The sequence below is a fragment of the Acinetobacter sp. PFS20 genome (assembly GCF_052261015.1).
In the GTDB taxonomy this organism is placed as follows: domain Bacteria; phylum Pseudomonadota; class Gammaproteobacteria; order Pseudomonadales; family Moraxellaceae; genus Acinetobacter.
In genome coordinates this window covers 2,930,781-2,955,897 of record NZ_JBPVZE010000001.1, presented here as the reverse complement: position 1 = coordinate 2,955,897, position 25,117 = coordinate 2,930,781, and the positions used below count along the sequence as shown (strand labels likewise).

Genomic DNA, 25,117 nt, shown 5'->3' with positions numbered 1-25,117 from the left:
CTACTTATTGGTATCAATAGAGACCAAAACCGATAAGCCGGGACGCAATAATTTAACGTCTTTTTGATTTTCAATAAGCTTGATTCGTAAAGGTAGACGCTGAACAATCTTGGTAAAGTTACCAGTTGCATTGGTCGCAGAGATCGGAGAGAAAAATGCGCCAGTAGATGGAGAGAAGCTGTCTACCACACCTTTTAGCTCAACGTTATAAGCATCTACATAGACATTAACAGGTTGTCCGAGCTTAATTTGTTTTAGCTCAATTTCACGTAAGTTTGCTTCTACATAGACTTGGTCTAAAGGCACAACCACCATGAGTGGATTACCAGCGTTCACAAAGTTGCCCACGTTTGCAGATTTTTGACCAATCATGCCATCAATAGGTGCTCGAACTTCTGTATAACTCAAATTCAGTTTTGCTTTATCAAGCGCTGCTTGTGCTTGTTTAAGAGCAGCTTGTTTGGCTTGTACCTGAATCTTGTATTGGTTGAGCTGATACTGTGCATCAATCACTTTTTCTTTACTGCTGTCTAAGTCAGCATATTGTTCAGTCAATGTAGTCTTAGATTGCTGTGTAATTAATCTAGACTCCGCTCCAAGTGCCTGTAGTTGCTCATAACGCGCCGTATTATCTTTTGTGAGTTTAATTCCAGCTTCTACTTTTCTCAGCTGTGCTTCAGTTTCTCGAATAACAGTGGGTTGTCTATCAACTGCGAGCATTGCTTCACTTACGTCAGCTTGTGCTTTTGCATAATTAGATTCAGCCTCAGCCAAAGCAGCTTGATAATCGCGCGCATCAATACGGGCTAAAAGTTGGCCTTTTTTTACGGTCTGATGGTCTTTAATATAAATTTCTTCAATATTGCCAGATACTTTAGGGGCAATGGTTGAGTACTCTACATCCACACGTGCATCGTCTGTTTCAATAACCGAAGATGGTAAAAATATAAGTTTTAAAACCCATAAAATAGATGCTAAGACAATAATGAATGCAATAACCATAACCCAATGCTTTTTGAGATATTGCACCTTGGTTAACTTAGGTGGTTCGGTGTGGGTAGTATCTTGAGCTTCGAGAGTACTCATAAAGATTTTCCTGAGTTATGACTATTCATTAACTTAATGAGAGCAATACGTGGCGGGTAAGTTCGAACTGGCAAAATCAACATCACAATGAATAAAATAGCGGTAAGGCCAGCTAAGATAAGATATTGATCGCTAATAACTAAGACAGATTGTTGCGCCTGAATCGCAGAATTTAGAGCAGATAGACCACCTGAAACACGATCTGCACCATTTGCGTTAAGCACAGGTGGAGTAAGTGGATTAATGACAGGGCCTTGAATATTTTGGAAAACATGTTGGGCGGTATTTTCAATCAGCCGTGTTGAATGGTATTCACCACGTACTCGATTGATCCAGTCTAAAATACATACACCCAGTACACCGCTAATCGCACGCGGGGTGTTAATCATCGGTGATGCATAAATTGCCATGGTTGGATGAACACTATTTGTACCCATCATTAAGAGCGAGAGCACGACACAGGTTTGTCCCAAACATGAGATTGCATGCCAAAAATAAAACTGATCTTGATTCCATGTAGTATCAAGTTGACTTGCACCTAGGCAACCAGCAATGACTAGAAGTAAACCAAAACCGTGTACATATCGGCTATCCACCCAAGCTTGGTTTAAAAGCTTTACAACAATAGGAATATAGATAAATTGCAATGCCGCAATTTGTAAGCCAATCCACATGGTCTGAGTGGGTTTATAGCCATGTACAGCACTAAGGTAATTCAGTGGTAATGTGCTGGTGGACATACCAATAATGACAAAGCAAAAGAGAGCGAAAACAGCGTAAGCAAAATTTCGGATTTCGAGCATTTGCGGCTTAATTAATGGCGATGGATAACGCCATTCATGTATGAAAAACCAAGGTAAGCTAATGGCACTAATTAAAGCCAGTACACAAATTAATTGAGAATGGAACCAGTCTAAATGGTTGCCATGCAATAACAGTGTGCTCAGGCTGGCTAAGCTAATAATCGCTAAAATGGCGCCCATCCAATCGTAAGTTTTTATTCTTGAATAATTTGGTGGATCTTGGGGAATACCAAAATAAACCAGTGCAGCACTTAGCGCACAAAAAGGAATAGTTTGGAAAAATATCATTTTCCAGCCAATCACATCTAAATAAAATGCAGAGAGTGCGGCACTTAAGTTGGGAAAGAATGTTGCAGTTAATGCATAACAGGCGAGACCCCATAGCCGAATGTCAGGTCCTAAAAATCTAAGCGCACAGGCCATGAGCAAAGGAATGGTTAGACCATTAGCGAGCCCTTGTAAGCCACGCAATAAATAAAATATTTCGATATTGGGGCTAAAAGGAATTAAAACGCTAGAAAAGAGACAAAGTCCTATCGCAAAAAGAAGAACTCTGCGCATAGAAAAAATAACTGCCCAACTGGTGGACAGAATCATGCCAATAATCATGGCACTTGCGTAAATACTGTTGATCCAATAACCAGAGTCAACACTAATTCCCATCGCGCCACGAATGTCGACTAAGGTAATGCTGGTGATTCGGTTGTTAAATTCAACAGTCATTGCAGCAAATATTGCACCTGCTAAACCGATGAGTGGCTTTGTATTCATTTTTTACCTTAAATCTTAAACATCCATTCATTGCAAGGAGCAGATATTTACTGTACTGTACCGATCGGTACTCTACTCTCTAATTAAATTTCCGTCAATTCTCGATTTTGAAGTTTTCGATGAGTTACACTTAGTACGAAATCGCTAAAATTTTTATAAGGTCAGTATGTCAGTTTCAACTAAAGCTCATGAAAAAGATCAAAAAATTCTGGATGCAGCAACCAAGTTTTTTTTGATTCACGGTTTTAGTGGAACAACGACAGACATGATTCAAAAGGAAGCGGGTGTTTCAAAAGCAACGATGTATGGGTGCTATAAAAATAAAGAAGCGATGTTTGCAGCTGTGATTGAACGTCAATGCAGGAACATGCAAGAGCAAATCATTTTAGTCGAGACAAAAGCTGAAAATTTACGCTCAGCTTTAACCGAGATTGGGAAAACCTATCTTTGTTTTATATTGTCGCATTCAGGATTGGCATTTTTTAGAGTTTGTATCGCAGAAGCAGTTAGATTTCCCGAGTTATCTGAAAAATTCTTTGAAGTAGGCCCGCAAAAGCTTGCAAATATTATTGCGGGGTATCTTGAAAAATCTCAAAAAAATAAAGAGATTGAGTTAAATTCTTCTGCTGATATTGCAGCAAATATATTCTTGGCATTATTACGAAGTGATGCCCATCTAAAGTGTCTGACACATCCTAATTATGCAATTTCTGATAGTGAAATTAGTATTTGGGTTGAATATGCTGTCGATTTATTTTTAAAAAATATCAATTATAAACTAGATTAATTTGGGGAATTTGCTCTCTATAAAACCTTAAATGTAGAAGTAAAAAAGAGACCAACTAATGGTCTCTTTTTTTAATTGATTAGATAGCTGCTTTAGTCATCTCACCATTCACAAGTCTTAAAATCTGCAATGGGTTGCTGTCTTTTAAGGCTTCCGGCAATAAACTTTCCGGATAGTTTTGGTAACAGACTGGGCGTAAATAACGGTCAATTGCTAAAGTTCCAACAGAGGTGCCTCGCGCATCTGAAGTCGCTGGGTATGGTCCGCCGTGTACCATGGCATCACATACTTCAACACCCGTTGGATACCCGTTTATGAGTAATCGGCCTGCTTTTTCCTCTAGCACAGGAACCACATCTGCAAATTCAGTTAAGTCTGCTTCATCGGCAATTAAAGTTGCAGTCAACTGACCATTCATGCTTTGTAGCGCCTGAATGAGTTGGGCTTTATCTTCAACCTCAATCACCACTGTTGTGGGACCAAAGATTTCTTCTTGTAAAAGCTGATCACCTGCCAATAACAGCTCCACATCAGCTTTAAATAGTTGTGGCTGTGCCTGATTGCCTTGCTGGGTTTGACCTGCCAAATGTTCAATGCCTTGATGCTGGGTTAAATGCTCAAGACCCGCGGTATAGCTTTTTAAGGTTCCGGCATTCAGCATAGTCTGTGCAGGTTTGCCACCCATAATTTCAGTTAGGTTGTTAATGAGCTGGCTAAACTCAGCTGATTTAATGCCTAAAATTAAACCCGGATTGGTACAGAACTGACCACAGCCTAAAACAACTGAGTCGGCCAAGTCCTGTGCAATTTTATCACCACGGTTTTTTAAGGCTTCGGGTAACATCAGCATCGGGTTAATACTGCTCATTTCCGCAAACACTGGAATGGGTTGTGGACGGGCTGCGGCCATATCACATAAAGCACGGCCACCACGTAGTGAACCAGTAAAACCCACTGCTTGTATTAAAGGATGCTTCACCAGTGGTTCACCCACACCATTACCATAGATCATGTTAAATACGCCTTTAGGCATATTTGATTTTTCTACGGCACGTTCGATTGCCTGAGCCACAAAGCCTGCTGTCGCCATATGTCCGCTATGCGCTTTCACCACTACAGAGCAGCCCGCAGCTAGTGCCGAAGCGGTGTCGCCACCCGCAGTTGAAAAAGCGAGTGGAAAGTTACTTGCACCAAATACAGCAACTGGTCCAACACCGATTTTAATCTGGCGCAGGTCTGGTCGTGGTAAAGGCTGACGCTCAGGCAAAGCTGTATCAATACGTGCACCTAAAAAGTCACCGCGACGCAACACTTTAGCGAACAGACGCATTTGTCCACTGGTACGGCCTCGTTCACCTTGCAAACGGGCAAGTGGCAAAGCGGTTTCTTGCGAAATAGTCTCTAGAAAATCGGTGCCCAAGGCATCGAGTTCATCGGCAATGTTTTCTAAAAAAGTAGCACGCTGTTCAGGTGAAGTATGACGGTAAGTTTTAAAGGCTTGACTAGCCGCTTCACAGGCCTGATTAATTTCCTGTTCGGTTGCATGGTGAAACTCATAAGGCAAAGCCTCACCAGTTGTTGCATTCACACTTTTCAATAAAGTTGTACTTTGTGCGCTACGTGAACCGCCAATAAAGTTGTGTCCGATAATGGTCATAACAAATATCCTGAAATTAATGAGAGTGTCTTGGAAGGTTGTCTTGATTTATGACTCGCATATATAAAGTTGCAGGTTCCAAACAACCGCCAGTAGATAATTGACCCACCATGTTGCGATACATTTCTTGCCAAGGTGTTTGAGAGGCAGAGACCGTCGGTTTCCACTCACGGCGGCGTTGTTCTAACTCTTCGTCAGAAATGAGTACGTTGACGGAGCGTTTATTGAGATCAATGCGTAAACGGTCATTGGTCTTTAATAATGCAATTCCACCGCCTACCGCCGCTTCGGGTGACATATTTAAAATAGAAGGGCTGGCAGACGTACCACTTTGGCGGCCATCTCCTAAGCAAGGCAGTGAATCGATGCCTTTTTTAATTAACTCTGCGGGTGGAGCCATATTTACAACTTCTGCACTACCTGGATAGCCCACTGTTCCAGCGCCACGAATGACCAAAATACAATGTTCATCAATGTCTAAGGCTGGATCATTAATTCGTGCATGGTAGTCTTCGGGACCTTCAAAAACGATTGCACGTGCTTCAAAGCTATTTTCACTATTTGGGTCAGATAAATAGGTTTTCTTAAATGCTTCACCGACGACAGACATTTTCATAATGGCGCTGTCAAAGAAATTGCCGCTAAGTACGATAAAACCTGCGCCATGTTTCAATGGTTGTTCATATGGAAAAATGACATCTGCATTGGAGGTTTTTGCATTTTTAGCAATTTCTCCCATCGTTTTACCGCTGACTGATGCACAGCCTTCATGTAAAACGCCGGCCTTTTGTAATTCATGCAAAACAGCAGGAACACCGCCAGCACGGTGAAAACCTTCACCCAAATATTTACCCGCAGGCATGCAGTTCACAATGAGTGGAATGCTTTCCCCAACGCGTTGCCAGTCTTCTAAACTCAGCTCAATCCCCATATGACGAGCAATTGCAATTAAATGAGGAGGGCAGTTACTTGATGCACCTAATGCTGAGGCTACTGCAATGGCATTTTCAAATGATTGTTTGTTCATGATTTTAGAAGGGCGTAAATCTTCTAGAACCATTTCACAAATTCTTTTGCCTGTCATATAGGCCATTTGCCCACGTTCGCGATACGGCGCGGGAATGCTTGCACATGTAGGTAAAGACATGCCCAGAGTTTCTGCTAATGCATTCATTGAAAGTGCAGTACCCATTGTATTGCAATGTCCGACCGAAGGCGATGCTGAAGTGGTCATTTCCATGAATCCTTCATAGTCAATTTCACCTGTGGCAAGTAAATTTCTTGCATGCCAAAGCACAGTCCCAGAACCAATTAACTCACCTTTAAAATGGCCATCTAGCATTGGTCCACCAGACAACACAATGGCTGGTATATCTGTCGTTGCGGCAGCCATCAAACAAGCAGGTGTAGTTTTGTCACAACCTGTGGTTAGCACCACACCATCAAGCGGATAACCATGTAATATTTCAACTAAGCCTAAGTAAGCTAAATTTCTATCAAGTGCGGCAGTAGGGCGACGGGTTTGTTCTGCAATCGGGTGAACGGGGAATTCCATGGGAATACCACCCGCATCTCGAATACCTGCTTTAACCCGTTCAGCAAGTTCTTTGTGGTGACGGTTACATGGAGTTAAATCACTGCCAGTTTGTGCAATACCAATAATCGGGCGACCTGATTGTAGTTCGGCACGGGTCAGGCCATAATTCATATAACGCTCAACATAAAGTGCTGTCATGTCAGCATGTTCAGGATCATCAAACCATTCTTGGCTACGTAAAAAAATCCGTTTATTTTGATCATTCATTTTTTGATCCTTTCACTCATACTTTTTGAAATTTAGTTTATTCACGAGATGAATCTTACAATTCAGCCGATCGATAATACGTGAAAATTACAGTAATTCACGTTGCTTTAAATTACGCATCAAAGCATTTATTCCAAAATTCCACGGCGTTGCTTTGTCGCTGGTCATAACCGTGTTGTATAAAGTACCAAGTTTAGGTGAATGAATACGGACGACATCTCCGACTTTATGGGTAAAGCCAGCCCCAGCTTGTTCACGATCTTGAGTAGGCGCAAATAAAGTTCCCAAAAATAGAACAAAACCATCTGGATATTGGTGATTTTCATTCAGGGTTTGTTGGATTAAATCTTCGGGGTCACGGCTAATTTGAGACATGGAACTCACGCCATTGAGCACAAAGTTATCTGTCCCCTCAATTTTCAGTTCAACATCACAAGCACGAATGTCATTTAAAGTAAAAGTATGATCAAAAAGGCGAATAAACGGTCCAATTGCACAAGATGCGTTGTTATCTTTGGCTTTACTCAACAGTAAGGCGCTACGACCTTCAAAGTCCCGTAAATTCACATCATTACCTAAAGTCGCACCTAAAATTTTACCGTGGCTATTTGCAACCAATACAACTTCTGGTTCTGGATTATTCCACTCAGACTTTGGATGAATACCAATATTTTGACCAGTTCCCACAGCCGCTAAAACGGGTGCTTTAGTAAAAATTTCAGCGTCAGTACCAATGCCTACCTCAAGATATTGAGACCACATTTTTTGTTCAATTAAATATTCTTTGAGTTGAAGGGCTTTTTCCGAGCCGGGTTCGATTGTTTTTAAATTATCACCGATTACCCCTTGTACAACTGCACGGATCGATTGAGCTTTTTGTGCATCGCCACCTGCTTGTTCTTCAATTACGCGCTCTAACATGCTTGCTGCAAAGGTCACACCAGCTGCTTTAATTACTTGTAAATCAATAGGGGCTAAAAAATATGCTTTGTTTGTATCTGGCTCAGCGACAGTATTGGCAAATAACTCATCAATTGACCCCACTAATTTTCCTTCAATTTCAGATAAAGCTTTTAAAGGATCCGAACTTTCAAGCAACTGGGAAATCGTGTGAAACTTTTCAGAAATATCAAAAACCTGATTGCCTTTTAAAAGAATCGGAGAGGGACCGGAAATTTGATTTGGAATCCACGCACGACCAATTAAACATCCTTGAGTAGCATCATCTGGTAATGAGTTCTGGGAATTTAACGTAAAGTTCATTTAAAGCATCCTTCTTTTATTTGAAATCATGATATGTTTCTTATTTAATAAACACCAATCGTAATAATTTAATTATTAATAACGAAAAGTTATCGAAAAGGATTTTTGAAAATGGCGGATTTGACTTACGCAAGCCTGAATAATTGGTTGAAATTCAAACATTTGGTGTTATTGGAAACTTTAGCAAGGACCAATAATATGCATTTGGCTGCCGAGCAGATGAACCTAAGTCAGCCCGCGGTGAGTAAAATGCTAAAAGAAATAGAAGGTTTATTGGGCTTTCCTGTTTTTGAGCGACTGCCTCGAAATATGCCAGTAACGGCTTTAGGTGAACATGTAATTCGATATGCCCAGCGTGTATTAAACGATGCAAAGCATTTTGTCGAAGACATAGAAATTTTAAGATTAGGTGGACATGGTTTTTTAAAAGTAGGTGGTATCTTTGCCGCAACAGCAGTTGTGATTCCAAACTCCATTATTGAGATTAAGAAAGAATGGCCATTACTTTCTATTGATGTTGTTGAACAAACCAGTGACCATTTAATGGAAATGCTAAGCGAACATACTTTAGATTTAGCCATAGGCCGCTTTACCGATGTTACACAAAGCCAGTTTTTTGATTTTCAACCTTTAGGCCCAGAGCCGTTTTGTATTGTTGTTAATAATGCCCATCCATGTGCCAAGAAAAAGTTTTGTACATTAGAAGAATTACTAAATTGGCCATGGGTACTCTATCCTAAAGGCACGCCAATTCGACAGCGTATGGAAGGCGCATTTGCCAGAGCAAAAGTCAAAATTCCTTTAAATACGGTTAATACCATGTCGATGCAGACCTTTTTGCAGATCTTAAAAGGCGCGCCCATGGTGGGGATGTTGCCCGAAGCCATGGTGATTGATCAGGTAAAAGAAGGGCAATTACAGATTTTAGAAACAGATCTAATTTTAGATGCGCAGGATTATGGAATTTTAACGCGCAAAGATGAGCCAGTTTCTGATATTGCAGCAGCATTTATTAACATTTTACTTAAAAATGCAAAACGTAAATAATCTATTCGGCCTCAAGCCATAGTTAGGTTTGAGGCTTTAAAATTAAAAAGAAAAACCTGCTCTGTTTAGTAAATTTATAAACATAAAACTGATATTAAAAAGTTATCAATATTTAGAAATTATTCATTGGAAATTATTGCAAGGACTCCTTATCGTTTAATTCACGACAATTACAAAAGTTTTTAAGTGAATAAAAACTAGGAAAGGACCTCTGTATGAATGTGCTAATCACTGGTGGAACAGGTTTTATTGGAAAGCAAATTGCCAAAGAGATCTTAAAAGCTGGCAGCTTGACTTTAGATGACAATAAACCTCAGTCCATCGATAAAATTATTCTATTTGATGCATTTGCTGGCGATGATTTGCCACAAGATCCAAGAATTGAAGTGGTGGTAGGCGATATTACCGATAAAACCACTGTGGCAAATATTACAGAAAATATTGATGTTGTTTGGCATCTGGCTGCTGTGGTGAGTTCAGCAGCAGAGGCCGATTTTGATTTAGGTATGGACGTTAACCTCTACGGACTCTTAAATTTATTAGAAGAATTAAGAAAGAAACAAACCACGCCTCGGGTTATTTTTGCCAGTGGCTGTGCTGTATTTGGTGGACAGTTGCCAGAGGTGGTGACAGACGAGACAGTAGTTACACCAAAGTCTTCTTACGGCATGCAAAAAGCAGTAGGAGAATTGCTTGTTTCAGATTATTCACGTAAAGGCTTTATTGATGGTCGTGTTTTAAGACTACCGACTATTGTGGTTCGTCCAGGCAAACCAAATAAAGCAGCATCAACATTTTTTAGTTCAATCATCCGTGAACCGTTAAAAGGCGAACCGGCTGTTTGCCCCGTACCTTCAGATACTCCAGTTTTTGTTACTTCACCGCGACGTTGTGTTGAATCAATGATTAAAGCTGCATCAATTTCTTCAGATGTACTTCAAGATAACCGAATTATTCCTCTACCAGGATTAACAGTTACGGTTAAAGAAATGCTTGAGGCGCTTGAACAAGTTGCAGGCAAACAAGCAACTGATTTGGTGCAATGGCAAGAAGACAAAACCATTCAACGTATTGTTCAAAGTTGGCCTGTTCAAGTGAAAGCTGAATATGCCGAATCTTTAGGTTTCCAAGCAGACGAAAATTTTGAAAGCGTGATTCAGGCACATATAGAAGATACCCAAAATTAATGGCAGTGATCGCCAATTGATGTGAGAGTTATTATGGAAGATATCAAAAATGTAACTGCTCTCGAAGAGCAGACAATCAAGCGTATTTCGAATCGAATTATCCCGTTTCTTATTATTCTGTTCATTATGGCATTTCTAGACAGGACCAATATTGGTTTTGCTGCGCTACACATGAATGATGCACTTGGAATTACTCAAACGATTTTTGGTCTAGGTGCGGGTGTTTTTTTTCTAGGTTATTTTATTGCAGAAGTACCGAGCAATATTTTGCTTCATCGTTTTGGAGCGCGAATCTGGATTGCCCGAATCATGATTACTTGGGGAATTATTGCCGGACTCATGGGTTTTATTCATAGCGGCACGCAGTTTATTGTTTTACGGTTTTTACTTGGTATTGCAGAAGCGGGTTTCTTTCCGGGTGTGATCTTTTATTTAACCTTGTGGTTTCCCGCAAAATATCGTGCTCGTGTTTTTGCCACGTTCTATCTTGGATTACCAATTGCTCAAATTATTGGGGCGCCAATTTCAGTTGGTCTCATGCAATGGGGCAATACTATTGGTTATGAAGGTTGGCGTTTGATGTATATCTTAGAAGGTATTCCATCCATTATTTTGGGATTAATCTGTCTAAAATATTTAACCAATAACCCAAAAGAAGCACAGTGGTTAACGGCTGAGCAGCGTCAATGGTTAATGTCTACACTAGAACGTGAAGAAAGAGAAAAAGAGCAATCTGCCGATGCTGCTTTAACTAAAGGTGAACTCATTAAACAAGTGTTTAAAAATCCTTTAGTTTGGATTATGGCAATTGTTTACTTTGGAATTACTTCTGGTTCAAATGCAATGTTCTTCTTCTTACCAAGTGTTTTAGAGTCATTTAGAAACACATTTGGTATGGAAATTAGCCTGATTCAAAATGGTTTACTTACTGCAATTCCATATGCATTTGCAGCCGTCGGAATGGTTTTATGGAGCCGCCGTTCTGACCGTAAACAAGAGCGTTATAAACACGGCGCGTGTGCTGCACTTATGGCTGCATTAGCAATTGCGATTGCACTACTTGTAAATCAACCGTGGGCCATTATTGTGGGCTTTATCTTTCTTGCAATTGGTGTGTTTAGCGCAATTAACATTTTCTGGACCATTCCTGGGCAAACTCTCACGGGAGTGGGGGCCGCAGCCGGAATTGGATTAATTAACTCGGTGGGTAATTTAAGTGGTTTTACTGGCCCATATTTAACTGGATATTTATATACGACCACAGGAACCTATACAGTAGCTTTCCTTGCCATTGCAGGCTTTGTAGCGATGGGTGGCTTAGGACTGCTGCTATTAGCAAAGTTAAAATCGAATAGCTTAAAAGTAGAAAAACAGCAACTTAAAGTTCGAACAGCTGCGGAGATAAAATAATGGCGACCATCGGGTTTGTGGGTACAGGTATTATGGGAATGCCGATGGCTATGAATTTACTCAAGGCAGGTCATCAGCTAAAAGTCTGGAATAGAACCTCCTCTAAAGCAGATAGCTTAAAAGAGGCGGGTGCTCATGTTTGCTCTGAACTTGAACAAGTAGGGAAAGATGTAGAGTTTCTGATTTGTATGCTCAGCGATGGAAAAACTTGTGATGAGATTCTGTTTAAGCAGCATGGTGCAATTTCACAGCTAAAACCTGAAAGCACGGTTATTGTCATGAGTTCGATAGCGGTTGAGGTTGCAAAAGCACAAAGTGAAAAGTGTAAAGAAAGAGGACTTAGATACTTAGATGCTCCTGTGTCCGGTGGAGAAAAAGGTGCCCAAAATGCAAGTCTTGCCATTATGGTTGGTGGTGAAGCTGAAACATTTTCACAAGCTGAAACTATTTTAACTGCAATGGGTCGACCAATTTTAGTGGGCGGGGCTAGCTGCGGAATGCTCGCAAAACTTGTGAATCAAATGATTGTAGCAACCACCATTGCAACAGTGAGTGAAGGTTTATTGCTTGCTAGTAAAGCCGGAGCCGATCCTATTAAGCTAAAACAAGCACTCACAGGAGGCTTTGCCGATTCTCCAATTTTACAGCAGCATGGTGAACGTATGCTAAATCGAGATTTTAAACCGGGAGGCACTGCTCGAAACCAGCATAAAGATATTCATACAGCCGTTAGCTATGCCAAATCACTTGAATTGAATTTACCCGTCGCCCAACAAGTGAGTCAGTTATTTGAAAATATGCTTGCTGCCGGAGACGGTGAGTTGGACCATTCTGGTTTAATTCGTGAACTTGAGCGAATGAATCCAGTGTGATTTTGCTTTGATTTAAATTTAGCGGTACTTGATGAATAGACATAATCAAGTGCCGCTTTCTTTTGGTATTAATTTTTGAAGGTCAGCATTTATTGCTTTTATATATTCTTAATATCTACTGACGGAGAAACCCCAAAAAAGCGTTTATATTCTCTGGAAAATTGAGACAAACTTTCATATCCGACTTGAATACTGGTAGATGAAATATCATATTCTTCGGTCATTAATAAACGCCGTGCTTCGGTTAACTTCATTCTCTTTTGATACTGTAAGGGACTCATTGAAGTGATATCCCTAAAATGTTGATGAAAACTAGAAGCACTCATACCCATTGTGCTTGCCAGTTCTTCAACGCTAAAGGATTTTGCAAAATTTGTTTTCAGCCACTCAATCGCTTTCACAATTCGATGGCCAGTCGTTCCGGCCGCCACAATGCGTTTAAGTCGATCGCCTTGTGGGCTCATCAATAAACGATAAAAAATTTCCTTAATAATCAGGGGAGACAAGATGGGGATGTCTTGTGGTGTATCGAGTAGTTTTATTAACCGTATAAAAGCATCATTCAGCTCTGAATTGACTACTCCAACAGCCATTCCTTTTTTCTCAGTATTTACATCTTTAAAAGGTATGTGGGCTTCAAGCATGATTTGGGCGAGTACATACGGGTCTAGGCGTAGAACTATTGAAAGATAGGGGCGTTCAACTGAAGCTTCAAGAACTTGAGCAATTACAGGTAGGTCAATTGCCGTAAAAAGGAAATGGTTAGAGTCGTACGTATAGGTTTCTTCGCTAAGAGTTACCTGTTTCCTCCCTTGAGCAATCATACATAGACTTGCATCCATCATGCTGCTACTTGGTTGGGTCAATTTTTCTGCACGAAATAAAGTCAGTCCCATAATAGGCGTTTCGAATGTACCTTTCTCACGTGTCCATTGATCGATAAGTTGAGCTAATTCTTGATTATGGTTTAGAGACCTATTCGCCATTCAGATTCCACCGATTACCCTCTGTGTTTTTATTGTAGGCATTTCAAATCAGAAAAATAGTGAGAAGTGCAACAATTCGGAGGATTAGGCAAATCTGTGAGAGGAATAGAACAACAGCTTACGATTTTCATTTTTATACTGATCAACATGGCACAAAGTCGATGAGTTGGAACTTAGTGAACCAAAACGTTCTAAAACCTATTTATGGATTTTCAAAATCTATAGCCATCAATGAATGTCCAGCGAAGAAATCGTCTTTATTTAAACATTAAACATGAGAGAAAAAATATGACAATTGAAGTTTTAGGTTATGCCGCGCTGTCATCAGAAACTCCTTTAGTTCCGTTTAAGTTTGAACGTAGAACCCCACGTGAAGATGATGTTGTCATTCAAATTGAATATTGTGGTGTTTGCCATTCCGATTTACATCAAGCTAAAAACGATTGGGGATTTAGTGCTTATCCAATCGTTCCGGGCCATGAAATTGTAGGTCGTGTCAGCTCAATTGGTCCTAAGGTCACAAAGTATAAAGTTGGTGATTTAGTAGGTATTGGCTGTATGGTCGATTCATGTCGTACTTGTTCGGCTTGTCATTCAGGGCTAGAGCAATATTGTGAAGAAGGTAACATCCAGACTTATGGCGGCGTAGATCGCCACGACCGACGCCCAACTTATGGTGGATATTCACAAAGTATTACGTGTAGCCAAGATTTTGTATTAAAAGTACCTGAAAATCTGGATGCTCAAGCTGTACCACCTCTACTGTGTGCGGGTATTACCACTTGGTCGCCGTTGCGTCACTGGAATGTTGGAAAGGGCAGTAAAGTCGCTGTAGTCGGTTTAGGTGGTTTAGGACACATGGCGATTAAACTTGCCAATGCTCTAGGTGCAGAAGTGACATTATTCACTCGTTCAGCAAACAAAGAACAGGATGCAAAACAACTCGGAGCGCATCATGTTGTGTTATCAACAGATGAAGCTCAAATGAAATCAGTGTTAAATCAATTTGATTTGATTATTGATACGGTGCCTTATAACCATGACTTGAAGCCTTATATTCCAACACTAGCTTTAAATGGAACAATTGTGCTGGTCGGATATTTAGGTGAAATTAGCGCAAATTCAGTACCTATGATTTTAGGAAGAAAATCAATTGCAGGGTCGGTGATTGGCGGAATTAAGGAAACACAAGAGCTACTCGATTTTTGTGGTGAGCATAATATTGTGTCTGAAGTAGAGATGATTGATATGCAAAACATTAATGACGCTTTTGAACGTATGCTAAAGAGCGATGTGAAGTATCGTTTTGTGATTGATATGAAAACACTATCTGAAGATTAATTTAGTCGTCATTTTCGGCTGTGCATACTATGCATAGTATGCACAGCTCAAAAGTTTAATACCAATGTGAGTGTTATGATTTAGAAGGAATGTATTTACGCATAGCAAAGATAAATAGCGTAAATAAAATACTAAAACCAAAAACAGGTAAGCTTAGCCCTAACACGAGACCCACCAATATTAATCCTATTTTTTGTGAGCCAGTTGCATGGTTCCAAACTAATAAGCTTTGCCCAACAAAGTGGCTCGTCATGAGTTTTAAATTCGAGTTTTTAAACGCAGCCCTGTATGCATAAATAATCATAATGCACAGCACGAAAGCATAAAGCGCCAGTACTAATTGATTTATCCAGCCAAATAAAACACCAATATGCGCATCTACTCCCCAACGAGTGAGCTTTGCCATCAGTGAATAATCTTTAAAAGCAAGTTGATCGATGACTTTATGTTGTTCCATATCAATGGCGATACTGTCTGCTTGAGTTGGCCATTTGCGCTGAATCTCGGCTACGGTCCAAGCTTGATTTCCACTGGTTGGTGGCTTGATTTGTATTTGTGCTGCATCAATGCCATGTGCTCTGGCTATTGAAAGAGCGCTATCGTATTCACTTGAAATAATATTTAAGTTAACGTTTTCACTGTGCGGCATGTCGTGATGCTCATGGTGCATCACTGTAGGTAAATTATCTTCTTGAAGAGAAGTTGCCAATGTCGGGGTTTGCCAATTAAGCCATTGACGAGCAACCCGAATATTATCTCCAGCCCACTCAGACCATGTAAGACCCGTAATGGCGATTATTAATAAGAGAGGGAATAATGCTAAACCCAACGTGCTATGCCATTTCAGTAATCTATTTTTTTGTGTTTGTCTAATTTTAAGATTTTGACGACGTTTCCACCAATTATAGAGTCCAGTTAAAGTCAAAATGGCTAACCAGCTTGCTGCCAGTTCACTATAAAAGCGACCCCATTTTCCTAGTAATAAATTACTATGTAGCTGGTCGAGTGTAGTTCGAAACGGCAGAACCCCACTGGTACCATAAACCGCTAGATGGCCTTTGGCTTGAAGTGTAAAAGGATCAATAAAAACGGCTTCACTCGTAAAATCATATATAGGATCTGAGAAAATTACACGGGTTGTCTGGTCAGAGCTTGGCGCTGGTCTAACTTCAATCACCTGTGCAGACTTAGGCATTACTTGCTTTGCGGCTTCAATTTGCTGGCTCAGCTTATGTGGCGGTTGCTTCAGTGGCTCAACATATAGAACATCTTTATAAATCGCTTGCTCTATTTGAGGCGTAATTGCATAGAGTAAACCAGTGATTGCTGCGAACAAGATAAATGGCGCAATAAAAATACCAGCATAAATATGAATTAAACGGTAAAGACTACGCCAGAAGGATGATTGAGTCAGCATCAGAAAAGAATGTTTGTCAGGTGGTGGGCGGATTATAACGACTTATTTATCTTGATGCTGATTGAGCTGTAACCAGTATTAAATTATTTGAGTAGCTCTTAGGCATATTGTCTGGTTTGATAATTAAATGGTTTTTATTACTTGGTAAATTATATATTTTTTACTTACGCCTTAAGATCTTATTTACATGACATATTTAATAATGAAACAACTTATTATTTAAATAATCTGGATTTTTTATCGTAAATTTTTCTACAAGAACTGAAGATATCTAAATATCAGAATTAATATTTAAAAAACCGCTTATTTTAGGATAAGCGGTTTTATTAGAATAAAATTGTATACAATCCCCAATTAATGATGGCCTTGGGAAATACCACCATTTCCATCTGAAAGACTAATTCGAATATTTTGCATCATGCCTTGATCTTCATGATCTAAAATATGGCAGTGCAATACAAAGTCACCGATGTAGCGTTCGTACTTGGTTCTAACAATCACTTTATAACTGGCTCCTTGTACGTTTTTAACCCAGATTGTATCTTTCCATGTTCCTTTTAGACCGCGATATTGTGGGTCAGGGGCCGCTGTTTTGTCATAGTCATCTACGGCGTTTATATCACTGACATCTTTACCGTTAGGGTCATACACTGCCACGACTTGAAATGGGTTTACATGAATATGAAAAGGATGGCTGGCTAATTTAGAGGTGAGTATCCATTCATCGGTTTTGCCTAACTCGAGCGTACGGTCAATTCGATCTGGTTGATACGGTTTTCCATTCACCTGGAACTGAACTGGATCAGCATTTGTATCAATATTAAATTCTAAAAATTGTTTATACGGTGTAGCGGGTAAGTCCTGATGAGGAACAAAGTGACTAAATTTCAAATTTTGTTGTAAATCTTGAAGCACAGCGGGACGCATATCTGGGGCAATATTGCGTGCTGCATTATTGCTTAATACCGTTGTTAAAGACTGAGGTGTTGAAGTGGCTTTATTAACTTGAATGATACCTAGTAAGCGTCTTTGCGAAAATGTACGGTCTACGTTCGCCGAAGCTGATGCAGCTTCATCAATTAGACAATAACGGCCTTCTTGCGGGAATTGCATCAATGCATCATAACGGTAACCCGGTTGAAAAACGGTAACTGTTTTATCCATAACCTGTTTAAAGGTTAGACCATCGGCTGCAATCAGGTGTTGGTTCACAATAGGCCCTGTACAGCTCTCACTTAATAATCTCTTTTCACCCATTGGGGTCAAATCGAGTTTGGAAGGAATATTTTGCATTTGACGAACGCTTAAGTTGATACTGTCGCGCACACCAGCATGTACCATTCGCCAACGCTCAACTTGTCCTGCAACCGCTTGAGTAATGAAAGGTTGTATTTCGCCATTAATACTCGTATATCGGCCTGATTTCCCCCAATCACCCGGGCCAAACCCTTGATAATCTCTAATTTCACCAATTTGATTGTTTTGGCAAATATAGTTGCCATTACTATCGGTTTCGATATTTCCGTTAGCATCATAGCAAGCATATTGGATTTGCTGAAAAACTAGCGTTCTTTCCTTAAAACCATAAGTGAGTAAATCTAAATCACCTGTCTTATTGGGGGTAGGTTGACGATATCCACGAATAATTAAAGCACCTGCCATACCACTTGCAACTTGAATAGCGGTTGAACCATGTCGATGCGGGTGATACCAAAATGTTCCGGCTGGATGATCGGGTGGTATGTTGTATTCATATTGGAAATTAACACCCGGATTAATCGAAATTAAAACGTTATCACTATTTCCTGCTGGGTTAATCCATAAACCGTGAGTGTGCATGTTAGTGCCATCAAAACAATGGGGTTTATTCACATCAAAATGATCGCCAGTACAACTTGGGTCTTTAGGAAATTTTTTGTGAGTAATCGGGTCTATATCAAGTTGATTATCTAAGTTTGCTCGTACAGTTTCTCCCGGAAATACTTCAATCGTCGGAGCAATATAAGGTGTATTGGGCTGCGTATCTGTACCTTGATAACTACGTAAAAAAACTTCGTCATAACGATTTGTCGCTGGGTTCCATAGTTTGTTCCTCGTTTTTTTAACCTCCCATGTAAATAATGCTTCATTAGAAGATTGCATTTGCGGCGTATTTGTTGATGAAACTTTCGGGTTGGGTGCAGCAAGTAATGCAACATGTTTACGTGCAACAGTCATATCGGGTGGGTCTTCTAATATACGGTCAGAAGAATCATTTGCTGATACACACCAACTTACTAAAGTTAGAGGCGTGCATAATATTAAATGAACTATTTTCATAATGAATATAGGCCTGAAAAAATCAGGCCTCTCCCTTAATTATTATTTTGACGTTTCTAAGCGAACCTGAGAAATACTCAAGCCTTGAGAGCTTACTTTTTCTTTCACTTGATCAAGTGTTAAATCAGTCGCAACAAACTGAACTTCTAAGTCTTCAGCAGCCATGCCTAATTGCTTAACTTGATCACTGACTTGATAGACCAATTGGCCAATATGACCTGGGTGTCCGCCGTGGTCATGATCTAACACACCGAAGTAGTTAATTGTGGCAACATAAATTTTTTGGTCAGGTTTATTTTTTGGAGATAGATAAATCTTATAGGTTAGATTTGGATTACCAATCATTTGGACATTATCTAATATTAAATAAGTTTGTCCTGATGAGAGCTTTGTTTGAGTAAGTTGACTTGAGTTTTCTAGGAAACTTGCAGTTTGAGGAGCTAAAGCTACTTTTTGAGTTACACCCATAAGCTTAATGCTTTTATTACTGCTAACTGGTTTATGATTCATTTTAAATAGGTTTGCTTTTTCAGCACCTTTACTACTCATGACAGTAGCTTCAACTTTACAAGCATTTTCATTGGTATATCGCACTGGGATTTTACCGGGGGTAAATACATCAGCAATGCTCATGGTGACTTTGTTGCCGTTTTCATCTGCAAAAGTATATCGGGTGTCATACCAACTATCTGGCATACCTAAATTTTTCTTGGCCCATTCAAGCGTAATTGGTTGCCCATTTGCTTTTTTATTTAACCAGCATTGCCATAAGCGGTCGATATTTGCATGGTGCATATAAAATACGGGGTCTAAGCCTGCAATAGGTACAAATCCCATATCTGGTAGCACACAGTTTTTACCGACTGCACAGTGCATGACACCATGGGGTTGAGACTGTAATTGGTTAGAGAAGTCTGTGAAGTTATCCCATTTAAATGCTTGAGCAGCGCTGGCATTGTCTGGATCGATGGCGCTGATATTTGCATTTAAACCCGGTGTACGGTACTGATCATATAAAGTCCCAGCCTGTTTACCCCGGACCAATTGAGGGAGTGCTAAGCCTTTACCATTAGCAGCTTTTTCTTGGTAATAATCCCAATAAGGAAGAGAGTAATCTTGCCCAACATATTTACGTACTGTCCGCTCATAAAAATAAAGCATCATACGGTGCCAAGGTAAGAAATTTAAATTGCCATGTTGGCATGTACCCCAAACGTCATCGGTAAAGCCATCATTTGGGACTGGTGAATTTTGAATATGCTTATAGTAACTGTCACATACTGCTTTACTATATATCTCTAAACACTGTGGCATACGGTATTGATTAACATAATAATCTTTGTCTGTTGCATGTTTACCTGTACCAAAATAGCCATGTGTATTGGCCCAGTAATTAAAGCTTGTACGAAACTCCGGTGATAAAGGGGGAGCATTATTATTTGCTCGCATTTTTTCCAAACCCTTTTGTAATGCGCTTACTTTGGCTGGATCTTTTGCAAACTCCGTGGCACTCATTCGTAGTGAGTCAGCATGAGTCGTTAAGCTCATACCACACAATAGAGTTCCTAAAATATAATAATTTCTCTTCATGATTTTAAATCCTTGTCATGTTTAATATTCTTATATTTGATTATTAGTAATGTATGAATTTACCCTTGGTTTGGGTAAATCTTAATCTAATCTAGCATATAAAGAAGTTTTTATTAAAGGTTTATATTTAATATTAATAATGAAAAAATTTAATTTTAAATCCTGTAATTTTTTAGAAAAACTTAAATATTTGGTATATTATTTATAATAGTTTTTTATTAATAATCAAAAGGTTTTTAAAATAAAAATAATTATATTTTTGCTTAATTTGTTTTGTTCTTTAAAATTTATGGGTTTAAAGTCTCATTATTAAATGAAATGTTAGATGTGAAGATTTTTGATTAAAATTAAATATTAAAAATTATTTTATTTGAATGGTTAGCATGCATGCTCTAAAGGTTTTGTATAGGGCTATCTATATTTTGACTTTTAAAATAAAAATTACAATTGCATGATTATTAAGTTTATTTTGTAATTTTGGCATTTTTATTGCTTAATTACTCTTATCTTTAGTACAACATTTGATTTACTAACTTATAAATGATGATTCAAACCGTCTTGCTCTCTTATGGTGTCTTTTTCATATGAAAAATGCACCAAATAGACACGTCTTTTTATTTTGCACTGTATTTGTGCGTTGGATGCTGTAATGAAGTCATTGGTTTCAATACTCACTTTACTCATTCTATGTGGATGCTCTTCATCTGAACAAAGTAGAAAAACTAAAGAAAACTTAGCACCCCATTCGATATGTGTTTTTGATAGTACAAATACAAAAGTCTGTGTAGCCGAACCAGCGCAAAGAATAGTTTCTCTATTTGAATCGGGTTTAGATGGCTTATATATGCTAGGTCAAGGTCATAAAGTGATTGGCATACCAGCCGAAGTATACATCCAGCCTTTATTATTCAATGCTTATTCAAAAATAGATAAGCGTATTGCCAATAAGCAGCTTGCGACGCCTTCACAAGGGGCAAATGCAACCAATATTGAAAGTCTTGTGTTGTTAAAACCTGATCTGGTGATTTTGGGGAGCGGGCAAACCCAAACGATTGACCTGTTACGGCAGTTTGGCATTGCTGTATATGTCATGGAGTCAGGTACTTACCAGCAAGTAAAAGAAGAGTTATCTGAAATTGCTGTTCTGAGCGGCGCCCAAAAGCGAGCTCAGGAAATTTTAAATTTCTCAGATGAAATTGTGGCGGAGGTCGCAGCCAAAACTGCACGTCAGCCAAATAAACAATCGATTTATTATGCATGGTCAGGAGGGCGTATTTTTTCTACCTCTGGACGTCAGTCGATTACCAATGATTTTATTGAGCTGGCAGGTGCTTATAACATTGTTCAGACCGATGCTAACCAGCCCAATGTAAACCCCGAGACTTTAATTGAATGGAACCCCGATAATATTGTGCTTTGGAATACAAACCCAAAACTGATTTATGAACGAAAAGAATTACAAGGTTTAAGCGCTGTACAAAACCGTAAGGTATTTAATTTGAGTCCTGCATTTATATATAACCCACATACCATCAAAATCATTATTACGGCGATTTATTTGAATCATAGTATTTATCCTGAACAGTCTGATTTACCTGTAAGTGCTTTACAACAGCGTATTTTAACTAAGTTGTATGGTGAGCACCTTGCTAAAGCGTTTGGGCAATGAATATGGAAAAACTCAAATATTATTGGTTTTACCCGTTACCGTTCCTCATGATTTTTATCTCGTTGCTTATGGGGCCAACTCAGACCTTGAGTGAATGGGACTATATGCGGTGGGGTGTACAAGCAGTCTTTGGTACGCCATATTTTGACTCGCAACAATTTAGGCTGATGCAAAACATTCTGGTCAATGTCAGATTGCCCAGAATCTTACTCACCTTTATGGTGGGGGCTGCATTAGCAACCGCGGGGAATGGCTTGCAGGCGTTGTTTCGTAATCCTTTAGTTGATTCTTATGTACTCGGTATTTCATCTGGTGCAGCATTCGGGGCAGCTTTAGCACTTTCTTTAAGTTGGCTTTCGCCAAATCTATCAGCCTTTATTTTTGGTGTTTGTGCCGTTGCCTTAACCTATTTATTTGCACATCAGAAACATGAAAGCCAGACGTCTTTAGTCATGGTAATTTTATCGGGCATGATTGTTTCGGGGCTGTTTTTGGCAGGACTTACAGTTATTCAATACTTAAGTGATCCATTTAAACTGCAAGCCATTGTGCAATGGACGATGGGCAACTTACATCAGGCTTCTTGGCAAAAAGTTCAATACGCCGTGCTACCGATTTGTATTGGTCTTGCTGGATTATTTGCGATGCGTTGGCGTCTAAACTTAATGGCACTTGGTGCTGAAGAAGCGCAGGCGGTTGGTGTTAACCCAAGGTGGGAACAGCTTCTTTTAATTGCGCTGGTGACTGTATGTACATCAACTTCTGTGGCTGCGGCCGGCATTATTAGTCTATATGGGCTGTTTATGCCACACATTGTGAGAATGTTGGTTGGGCCAGATCATCGCTATAGTATTCCTGCCAATATGATTTTGGGTGGTAGTTTTCTACTAATAATTGATAACTTTTCTCGGGTTTTACTGACGTTTGAAATACCGATTGGTATTTTTACTATGCTACTTGGCGCGCCATTTTTCTTATTATTAATGAAAACACAGAGGACTCATTGGGCATGATTCAAATTGATCAGTTAAATTATGCCTATGGGCACAAACACGTCCTTAAAAATATTCATTTAGAGTTTCCCGAAAATCAATTTTCCGTCATTTTAGGGCGTAATGGTTGCGGAAAATCGACACTTTTTAAATTGATGGCGGGCCTAGAACCTGTAAAAGATGGCTTGATTCGCTACTCTGGAAAACCACTATCGGATTTTAAAGGGAAAGATCGGGCAGCCTTACTCGGTTTTTTACCGCAGTTTCATAAAACCGTATTTCCATTTTTGGTTAAAGATGTGGTGATTACGGGACGTGCCGCTTTTAGCAGATATAGACCTTCAAAATCAGACTGGGAACGCGTAGACCAAGCCTTGCTTGATTTAGACATCGAGCATTTGCGTGACCGTCCTTATACCGAGCTATCGGGCGGTGAAAGGCAATTGGTTATGATTGCGCGTATTTTAGTACAAGCACCGAAAGTCATTTTGCTTGATGAGCCAACCAATCATCTAGATGTTTATTATCAATCTTATTTAATGAAAAAATTGCGTCAGTTATCGCGGCAAAATTTTACCGTGATTGCAATTATGCATGATCCTAACTTGGCTTTTTTATTTGCAGATCATCTGTTTTTTATGCGTCAACATGAGGTGGTTAAGCCTGAGTCAAAAACTCGAGTCACCGATCCTAAGTTTTTAAAAAGTGTCTATGATGTTGAATTCCATGAAGCCATGATTCAAGACAAAACCATTGTGATACCTGACCACTCTTGGCTATAAATATGTTTGATTATCAGTTGGTTGAAAAACCGGACTATGTATCTGCGGTAGAGTTTACGCTTTATACAAGACAGCTTTTATTCCCAGAAATCTATCATGGGCAGGTTCCCAAAGATTTACAAAATTTTGAGCAATATTATGTTCAGGATCCATTGGGCTGCTTCATTACCGTAAAAGATCAAAACCGTATTATTGGCACCATTGCATATCGGGTATATGACCATCGTTTTGATTTAAATTTGCCGTCCAATACGGTAGAAGTGGTTAAGTTATTTGTATTACCTGAATACCGCCGTAAGGGCATCGCAACCAAGCTATGTGACATGTTGTTTAGCTATGCAAAAAACAATGGGATTACTCGCTTGTATTTGCACACACATCCTTTTTTACTGGCGGCTGAAGAGTTTTGGACTCTACAAGGCTTTGACGTTATCAAACGGGAATGGATCGAGACCTATGACACTATTCACATGAGTAAATCTTTATAGCGCTTTATCATGCGTATGAAATCTTTTTTGAAAATGGGTAGGCGGATAACCCATAATTTTACTGAACATTGCGCTAAAAGCTGCCGAGTGTTCATAGCCCAAACTAAAGGCAATTTCCGTAATTGAGATATTTTCTTTTAACGCATTTAAAGCATAAATAATGCAGACTCGATTACGCCAAGCTTGAAAGGACATGCCAGTTTCAGACTTAAACCAACGATGAAAAGTCCGCTCACTTTTATTGTGGTCATGTGCCCAATCTTTAGGGCTGCTATGAATGTCAGGATGCTGCATAAACTCAGCACACTGTTTAGATAACAATGTGTTGTGAGGCATAGGAATAAACAGAGGTAGTGCTGGTGCAGCTTCTAATTCATATAACAATAAATCGATAAGAGCGCCGTCACGACCTGCACGCTGGTAGTCAACAGGCAGTTGATTTGCCTGAATGAGCAGTTGATGTAACAAAGGCGAGACTTGGATAACCTCGCAATATGTTGCCTGTCTTGGCGCATGGCTCGCTTCTATATACAAACTATAAGTACTGACTTTAGATAGCCATACCTGATGTGGTTTGCCTGCGGGTATCCATACACCACTGTAAGGTAACACAAGCCATTGTCCATCTTCAGTTTCAACTTTCATAAGACCTTCGGGTGCATATAAGAACTGTGCACGGCGATGACTATGCGTATCTAACAAGGTATCAGCAGGATAGTCTGACCCTAACGCTAGAACCGCTTGCGGTAGATGGTCTACATCGTTAATTGGAATATTACGCATATATTTTTGGCTGAAACAAATAAAAAGATGGCTTTTCTACGTTAGTTTGCCATAGAGCTATTT

At 39.5% G+C, this 25,117-nt stretch carries 20 protein-coding genes; 10 read left to right on the top strand and 10 right to left on the bottom strand.

The window, feature by feature from the left end:
- Both ACS125_RS13850 and ACS125_RS13845 read right to left on the bottom strand, forming a co-directional pair.
- Entirely contained in the window at nt 1-1,086 is a 1,086-nt protein-coding gene (locus tag ACS125_RS13850) for an HlyD family secretion protein (protein WP_443272771.1), read from the bottom strand.
- Complete coding sequence (locus ACS125_RS13845; protein ID WP_443272769.1) at nt 1,083-2,660, bottom strand: MFS transporter; 1,578 nt, start codon at nt 2,658-2,660, stop codon at nt 1,083-1,085. The genes ACS125_RS13850 and ACS125_RS13845 overlap by 4 nt, the downstream gene beginning before the upstream one ends.
- 166 nt (nt 2,661-2,826) lie before the next feature.
- On the opposite strand from ACS125_RS13845, the gene ACS125_RS13840 reads away from it, so the two are divergent.
- A complete protein-coding gene (locus ACS125_RS13840) occupies nt 2,827-3,447 on the top strand; it encodes a TetR/AcrR family transcriptional regulator (RefSeq protein WP_443272767.1) in 621 nt (206 codons plus the stop codon).
- A 79-nt stretch (nt 3,448-3,526) separates the two neighbouring features.
- Here the strand turns inward: ACS125_RS13840 and ACS125_RS13835 are convergent, their stop codons facing one another.
- The 3 genes from ACS125_RS13835 to ACS125_RS13825 form a co-directional block, all read right to left on the bottom strand.
- Nucleotides 3,527-5,104 carry an aldehyde dehydrogenase (NADP(+)) gene (locus ACS125_RS13835; protein WP_443272765.1) on the bottom strand — a complete coding sequence of 526 codons (1,578 nt, stop codon included), beginning with the start codon at nt 5,102-5,104 and terminating at the stop codon, nt 3,527-3,529.
- A 16-nt stretch (nt 5,105-5,120) separates the two neighbouring features.
- Nucleotides 5,121-6,908, bottom strand: a complete 1,788-nt coding sequence (locus ACS125_RS13830) for an IlvD/Edd family dehydratase (protein ID WP_443272763.1) — start codon at nt 6,906-6,908, stop codon at nt 5,121-5,123.
- 87 nt (nt 6,909-6,995) lie between these two features.
- Nucleotides 6,996-8,171 (bottom strand): fumarylacetoacetate hydrolase family protein, encoded by a 1,176-nt coding sequence (locus tag ACS125_RS13825; protein ID WP_443272761.1) that lies wholly within the window; start codon nt 8,169-8,171, stop codon nt 6,996-6,998.
- 111 nt (nt 8,172-8,282) lie between these two features.
- On the opposite strand from ACS125_RS13825, the gene ACS125_RS13820 reads away from it, so the two are divergent.
- The 4 genes from ACS125_RS13820 to ACS125_RS13805 all read left to right on the top strand — a co-directional run bounded on the left by ACS125_RS13820 (nt 8,283) and on the right by ACS125_RS13805 (nt 12,687).
- On the top strand, nt 8,283-9,218 hold the full coding sequence (locus ACS125_RS13820; protein ID WP_443272758.1) for a LysR family transcriptional regulator: 936 nt from the start codon (nt 8,283-8,285) through the stop codon (nt 9,216-9,218).
- A gap of 215 nt (nt 9,219-9,433) precedes the next feature.
- A complete protein-coding gene (gene denD, locus ACS125_RS13815) occupies nt 9,434-10,405 on the top strand; it encodes a D-erythronate dehydrogenase (protein ID WP_443272755.1) in 972 nt (323 codons plus the stop codon).
- 33 nt (nt 10,406-10,438) lie between these two features.
- Complete coding sequence (locus ACS125_RS13810) at nt 10,439-11,815, top strand: MFS transporter (protein WP_174744779.1); 1,377 nt, start codon at nt 10,439-10,441, stop codon at nt 11,813-11,815.
- Entirely contained in the window at nt 11,815-12,687 is an 873-nt protein-coding gene (locus ACS125_RS13805; protein ID WP_443272753.1) for an NAD(P)-dependent oxidoreductase, read from the top strand. The genes ACS125_RS13810 and ACS125_RS13805 overlap by 1 nt, the downstream gene beginning before the upstream one ends.
- Before the next feature lie 98 nt (nt 12,688-12,785).
- On the opposite strand, the gene ACS125_RS13800 is transcribed toward ACS125_RS13805, so the two are convergent.
- Nucleotides 12,786-13,673 carry an AraC family transcriptional regulator N-terminal domain-containing protein gene (locus ACS125_RS13800; protein WP_443272751.1) on the bottom strand — a complete coding sequence of 296 codons (888 nt, stop codon included), beginning with the start codon at nt 13,671-13,673 and terminating at the stop codon, nt 12,786-12,788.
- A 288-nt stretch (nt 13,674-13,961) separates the two neighbouring features.
- Between ACS125_RS13800 and ACS125_RS13795 the strand changes: the two genes are divergently transcribed.
- The gene (locus ACS125_RS13795; RefSeq protein WP_443272749.1) at nt 13,962-15,014 is read left to right on the top strand and encodes an NAD(P)-dependent alcohol dehydrogenase; all 1,053 of its coding nucleotides are present in this window, start codon (nt 13,962-13,964) and stop codon (nt 15,012-15,014) included.
- A 73-nt stretch (nt 15,015-15,087) separates the two neighbouring features.
- On the opposite strand, the gene ACS125_RS13790 is transcribed toward ACS125_RS13795, so the two are convergent.
- The 3 genes from ACS125_RS13790 to ACS125_RS13780 all read right to left on the bottom strand — a co-directional run bounded on the left by ACS125_RS13790 (nt 15,088) and on the right by ACS125_RS13780 (nt 20,340).
- Nucleotides 15,088-16,431 (bottom strand): PepSY-associated TM helix domain-containing protein, encoded by a 1,344-nt coding sequence (locus ACS125_RS13790; protein WP_443272747.1) that lies wholly within the window; start codon nt 16,429-16,431, stop codon nt 15,088-15,090.
- A 354-nt stretch (nt 16,432-16,785) separates the two neighbouring features.
- A complete protein-coding gene (locus ACS125_RS13785) occupies nt 16,786-18,750 on the bottom strand; it encodes a multicopper oxidase family protein (protein ID WP_443272745.1) in 1,965 nt (654 codons plus the stop codon).
- 42 nt (nt 18,751-18,792) lie between these two features.
- On the bottom strand, nt 18,793-20,340 hold the full coding sequence (locus ACS125_RS13780; protein ID WP_443272742.1) for a tyrosinase family protein: 1,548 nt from the start codon (nt 20,338-20,340) through the stop codon (nt 18,793-18,795).
- A 649-nt stretch (nt 20,341-20,989) separates the two neighbouring features.
- On the opposite strand from ACS125_RS13780, the gene ACS125_RS13775 reads away from it, so the two are divergent.
- Genes ACS125_RS13775 through ACS125_RS13760 form a run of 4 tightly spaced genes read left to right on the top strand, consistent with a single transcriptional unit; the run spans nt 20,990 to nt 24,271 of the window.
- Nucleotides 20,990-22,009: an ABC transporter substrate-binding protein gene (locus ACS125_RS13775; RefSeq protein ID WP_443272739.1), complete on the top strand. Its 1,020-nt coding sequence runs from the start codon at nt 20,990-20,992 to the stop codon at nt 22,007-22,009.
- A gap of 2 nt (nt 22,010-22,011) precedes the next feature.
- Entirely contained in the window at nt 22,012-23,022 is a 1,011-nt protein-coding gene (locus ACS125_RS13770; protein WP_443272737.1) for a FecCD family ABC transporter permease, read from the top strand.
- Entirely contained in the window at nt 23,019-23,783 is a 765-nt protein-coding gene (locus ACS125_RS13765) for an ABC transporter ATP-binding protein (protein WP_443272735.1), read from the top strand. The genes ACS125_RS13770 and ACS125_RS13765 overlap by 4 nt, the downstream gene beginning before the upstream one ends.
- Complete coding sequence (locus ACS125_RS13760) at nt 23,780-24,271, top strand: GNAT family N-acetyltransferase (protein WP_443273983.1); 492 nt, start codon at nt 23,780-23,782, stop codon at nt 24,269-24,271. Before ACS125_RS13765 ends, ACS125_RS13760 begins: the two co-directional genes overlap by 4 nt.
- Here the strand turns inward: ACS125_RS13760 and ACS125_RS13755 are convergent.
- Nucleotides 24,266-25,054 carry an AraC family transcriptional regulator gene (locus ACS125_RS13755; protein ID WP_443272733.1) on the bottom strand — a complete coding sequence of 263 codons (789 nt, stop codon included), beginning with the start codon at nt 25,052-25,054 and terminating at the stop codon, nt 24,266-24,268. The genes ACS125_RS13760 and ACS125_RS13755 overlap by 6 nt on opposite strands.
- Nucleotides 25,055-25,117 lie beyond the last annotated feature (63 nt).

What these genes read in the sequence shown, in the direction of transcription:
- ACS125_RS13770 (WP_443272737.1), top strand. Translation starts at nt 22,012, where the DNA reads ATGGAAAAACTCAAATATTATTGGTTTTACCCGTTACCGTTCCTCATG.
- ACS125_RS13765 (WP_443272735.1), top strand. Translation starts at nt 23,019, where the DNA reads ATGATTCAAATTGATCAGTTAAATTATGCCTATGGGCACAAACACGTC.
- ACS125_RS13845 (WP_443272769.1), bottom strand. Translation starts at nt 2,660, where the DNA reads ATGAATACAAAGCCACTCATCGGTTTAGCAGGTGCAATATTTGCTGCA.
- ACS125_RS13835 (WP_443272765.1), bottom strand. Translation starts at nt 5,104, where the DNA reads ATGACCATTATCGGACACAACTTTATTGGCGGTTCACGTAGCGCACAA.
- ACS125_RS13850 (WP_443272771.1), bottom strand. Translation starts at nt 1,086, where the DNA reads ATGAGTACTCTCGAAGCTCAAGATACTACCCACACCGAACCACCTAAG.
- ACS125_RS13820 (WP_443272758.1), top strand. Translation starts at nt 8,283, where the DNA reads ATGGCGGATTTGACTTACGCAAGCCTGAATAATTGGTTGAAATTCAAA.
- ACS125_RS13755 (WP_443272733.1), bottom strand. Translation starts at nt 25,054, where the DNA reads ATGCGTAATATTCCAATTAACGATGTAGACCATCTACCGCAAGCGGTT.
- ACS125_RS13775 (WP_443272739.1), top strand. Translation starts at nt 20,990, where the DNA reads ATGAAGTCATTGGTTTCAATACTCACTTTACTCATTCTATGTGGATGC.
- ACS125_RS13795 (WP_443272749.1), top strand. Translation starts at nt 13,962, where the DNA reads ATGACAATTGAAGTTTTAGGTTATGCCGCGCTGTCATCAGAAACTCCT.
- ACS125_RS13830 (WP_443272763.1), bottom strand. Translation starts at nt 6,908, where the DNA reads ATGAATGATCAAAATAAACGGATTTTTTTACGTAGCCAAGAATGGTTT.
- ACS125_RS13825 (WP_443272761.1), bottom strand. Translation starts at nt 8,171, where the DNA reads ATGAACTTTACGTTAAATTCCCAGAACTCATTACCAGATGATGCTACT.
- ACS125_RS13805 (WP_443272753.1), top strand. Translation starts at nt 11,815, where the DNA reads ATGGCGACCATCGGGTTTGTGGGTACAGGTATTATGGGAATGCCGATG.
- ACS125_RS13810 (WP_174744779.1), top strand. Translation starts at nt 10,439, where the DNA reads ATGGAAGATATCAAAAATGTAACTGCTCTCGAAGAGCAGACAATCAAG.
- ACS125_RS13840 (WP_443272767.1), top strand. Translation starts at nt 2,827, where the DNA reads ATGTCAGTTTCAACTAAAGCTCATGAAAAAGATCAAAAAATTCTGGAT.
- ACS125_RS13780 (WP_443272742.1), bottom strand. Translation starts at nt 20,340, where the DNA reads ATGAAGAGAAATTATTATATTTTAGGAACTCTATTGTGTGGTATGAGC.
- denD (WP_443272755.1), top strand. Translation starts at nt 9,434, where the DNA reads ATGAATGTGCTAATCACTGGTGGAACAGGTTTTATTGGAAAGCAAATT.
- ACS125_RS13790 (WP_443272747.1), bottom strand. Translation starts at nt 16,431, where the DNA reads ATGCTGACTCAATCATCCTTCTGGCGTAGTCTTTACCGTTTAATTCAT.
- ACS125_RS13785 (WP_443272745.1), bottom strand. Translation starts at nt 18,750, where the DNA reads ATGAAAATAGTTCATTTAATATTATGCACGCCTCTAACTTTAGTAAGT.
- ACS125_RS13800 (WP_443272751.1), bottom strand. Translation starts at nt 13,673, where the DNA reads ATGGCGAATAGGTCTCTAAACCATAATCAAGAATTAGCTCAACTTATC.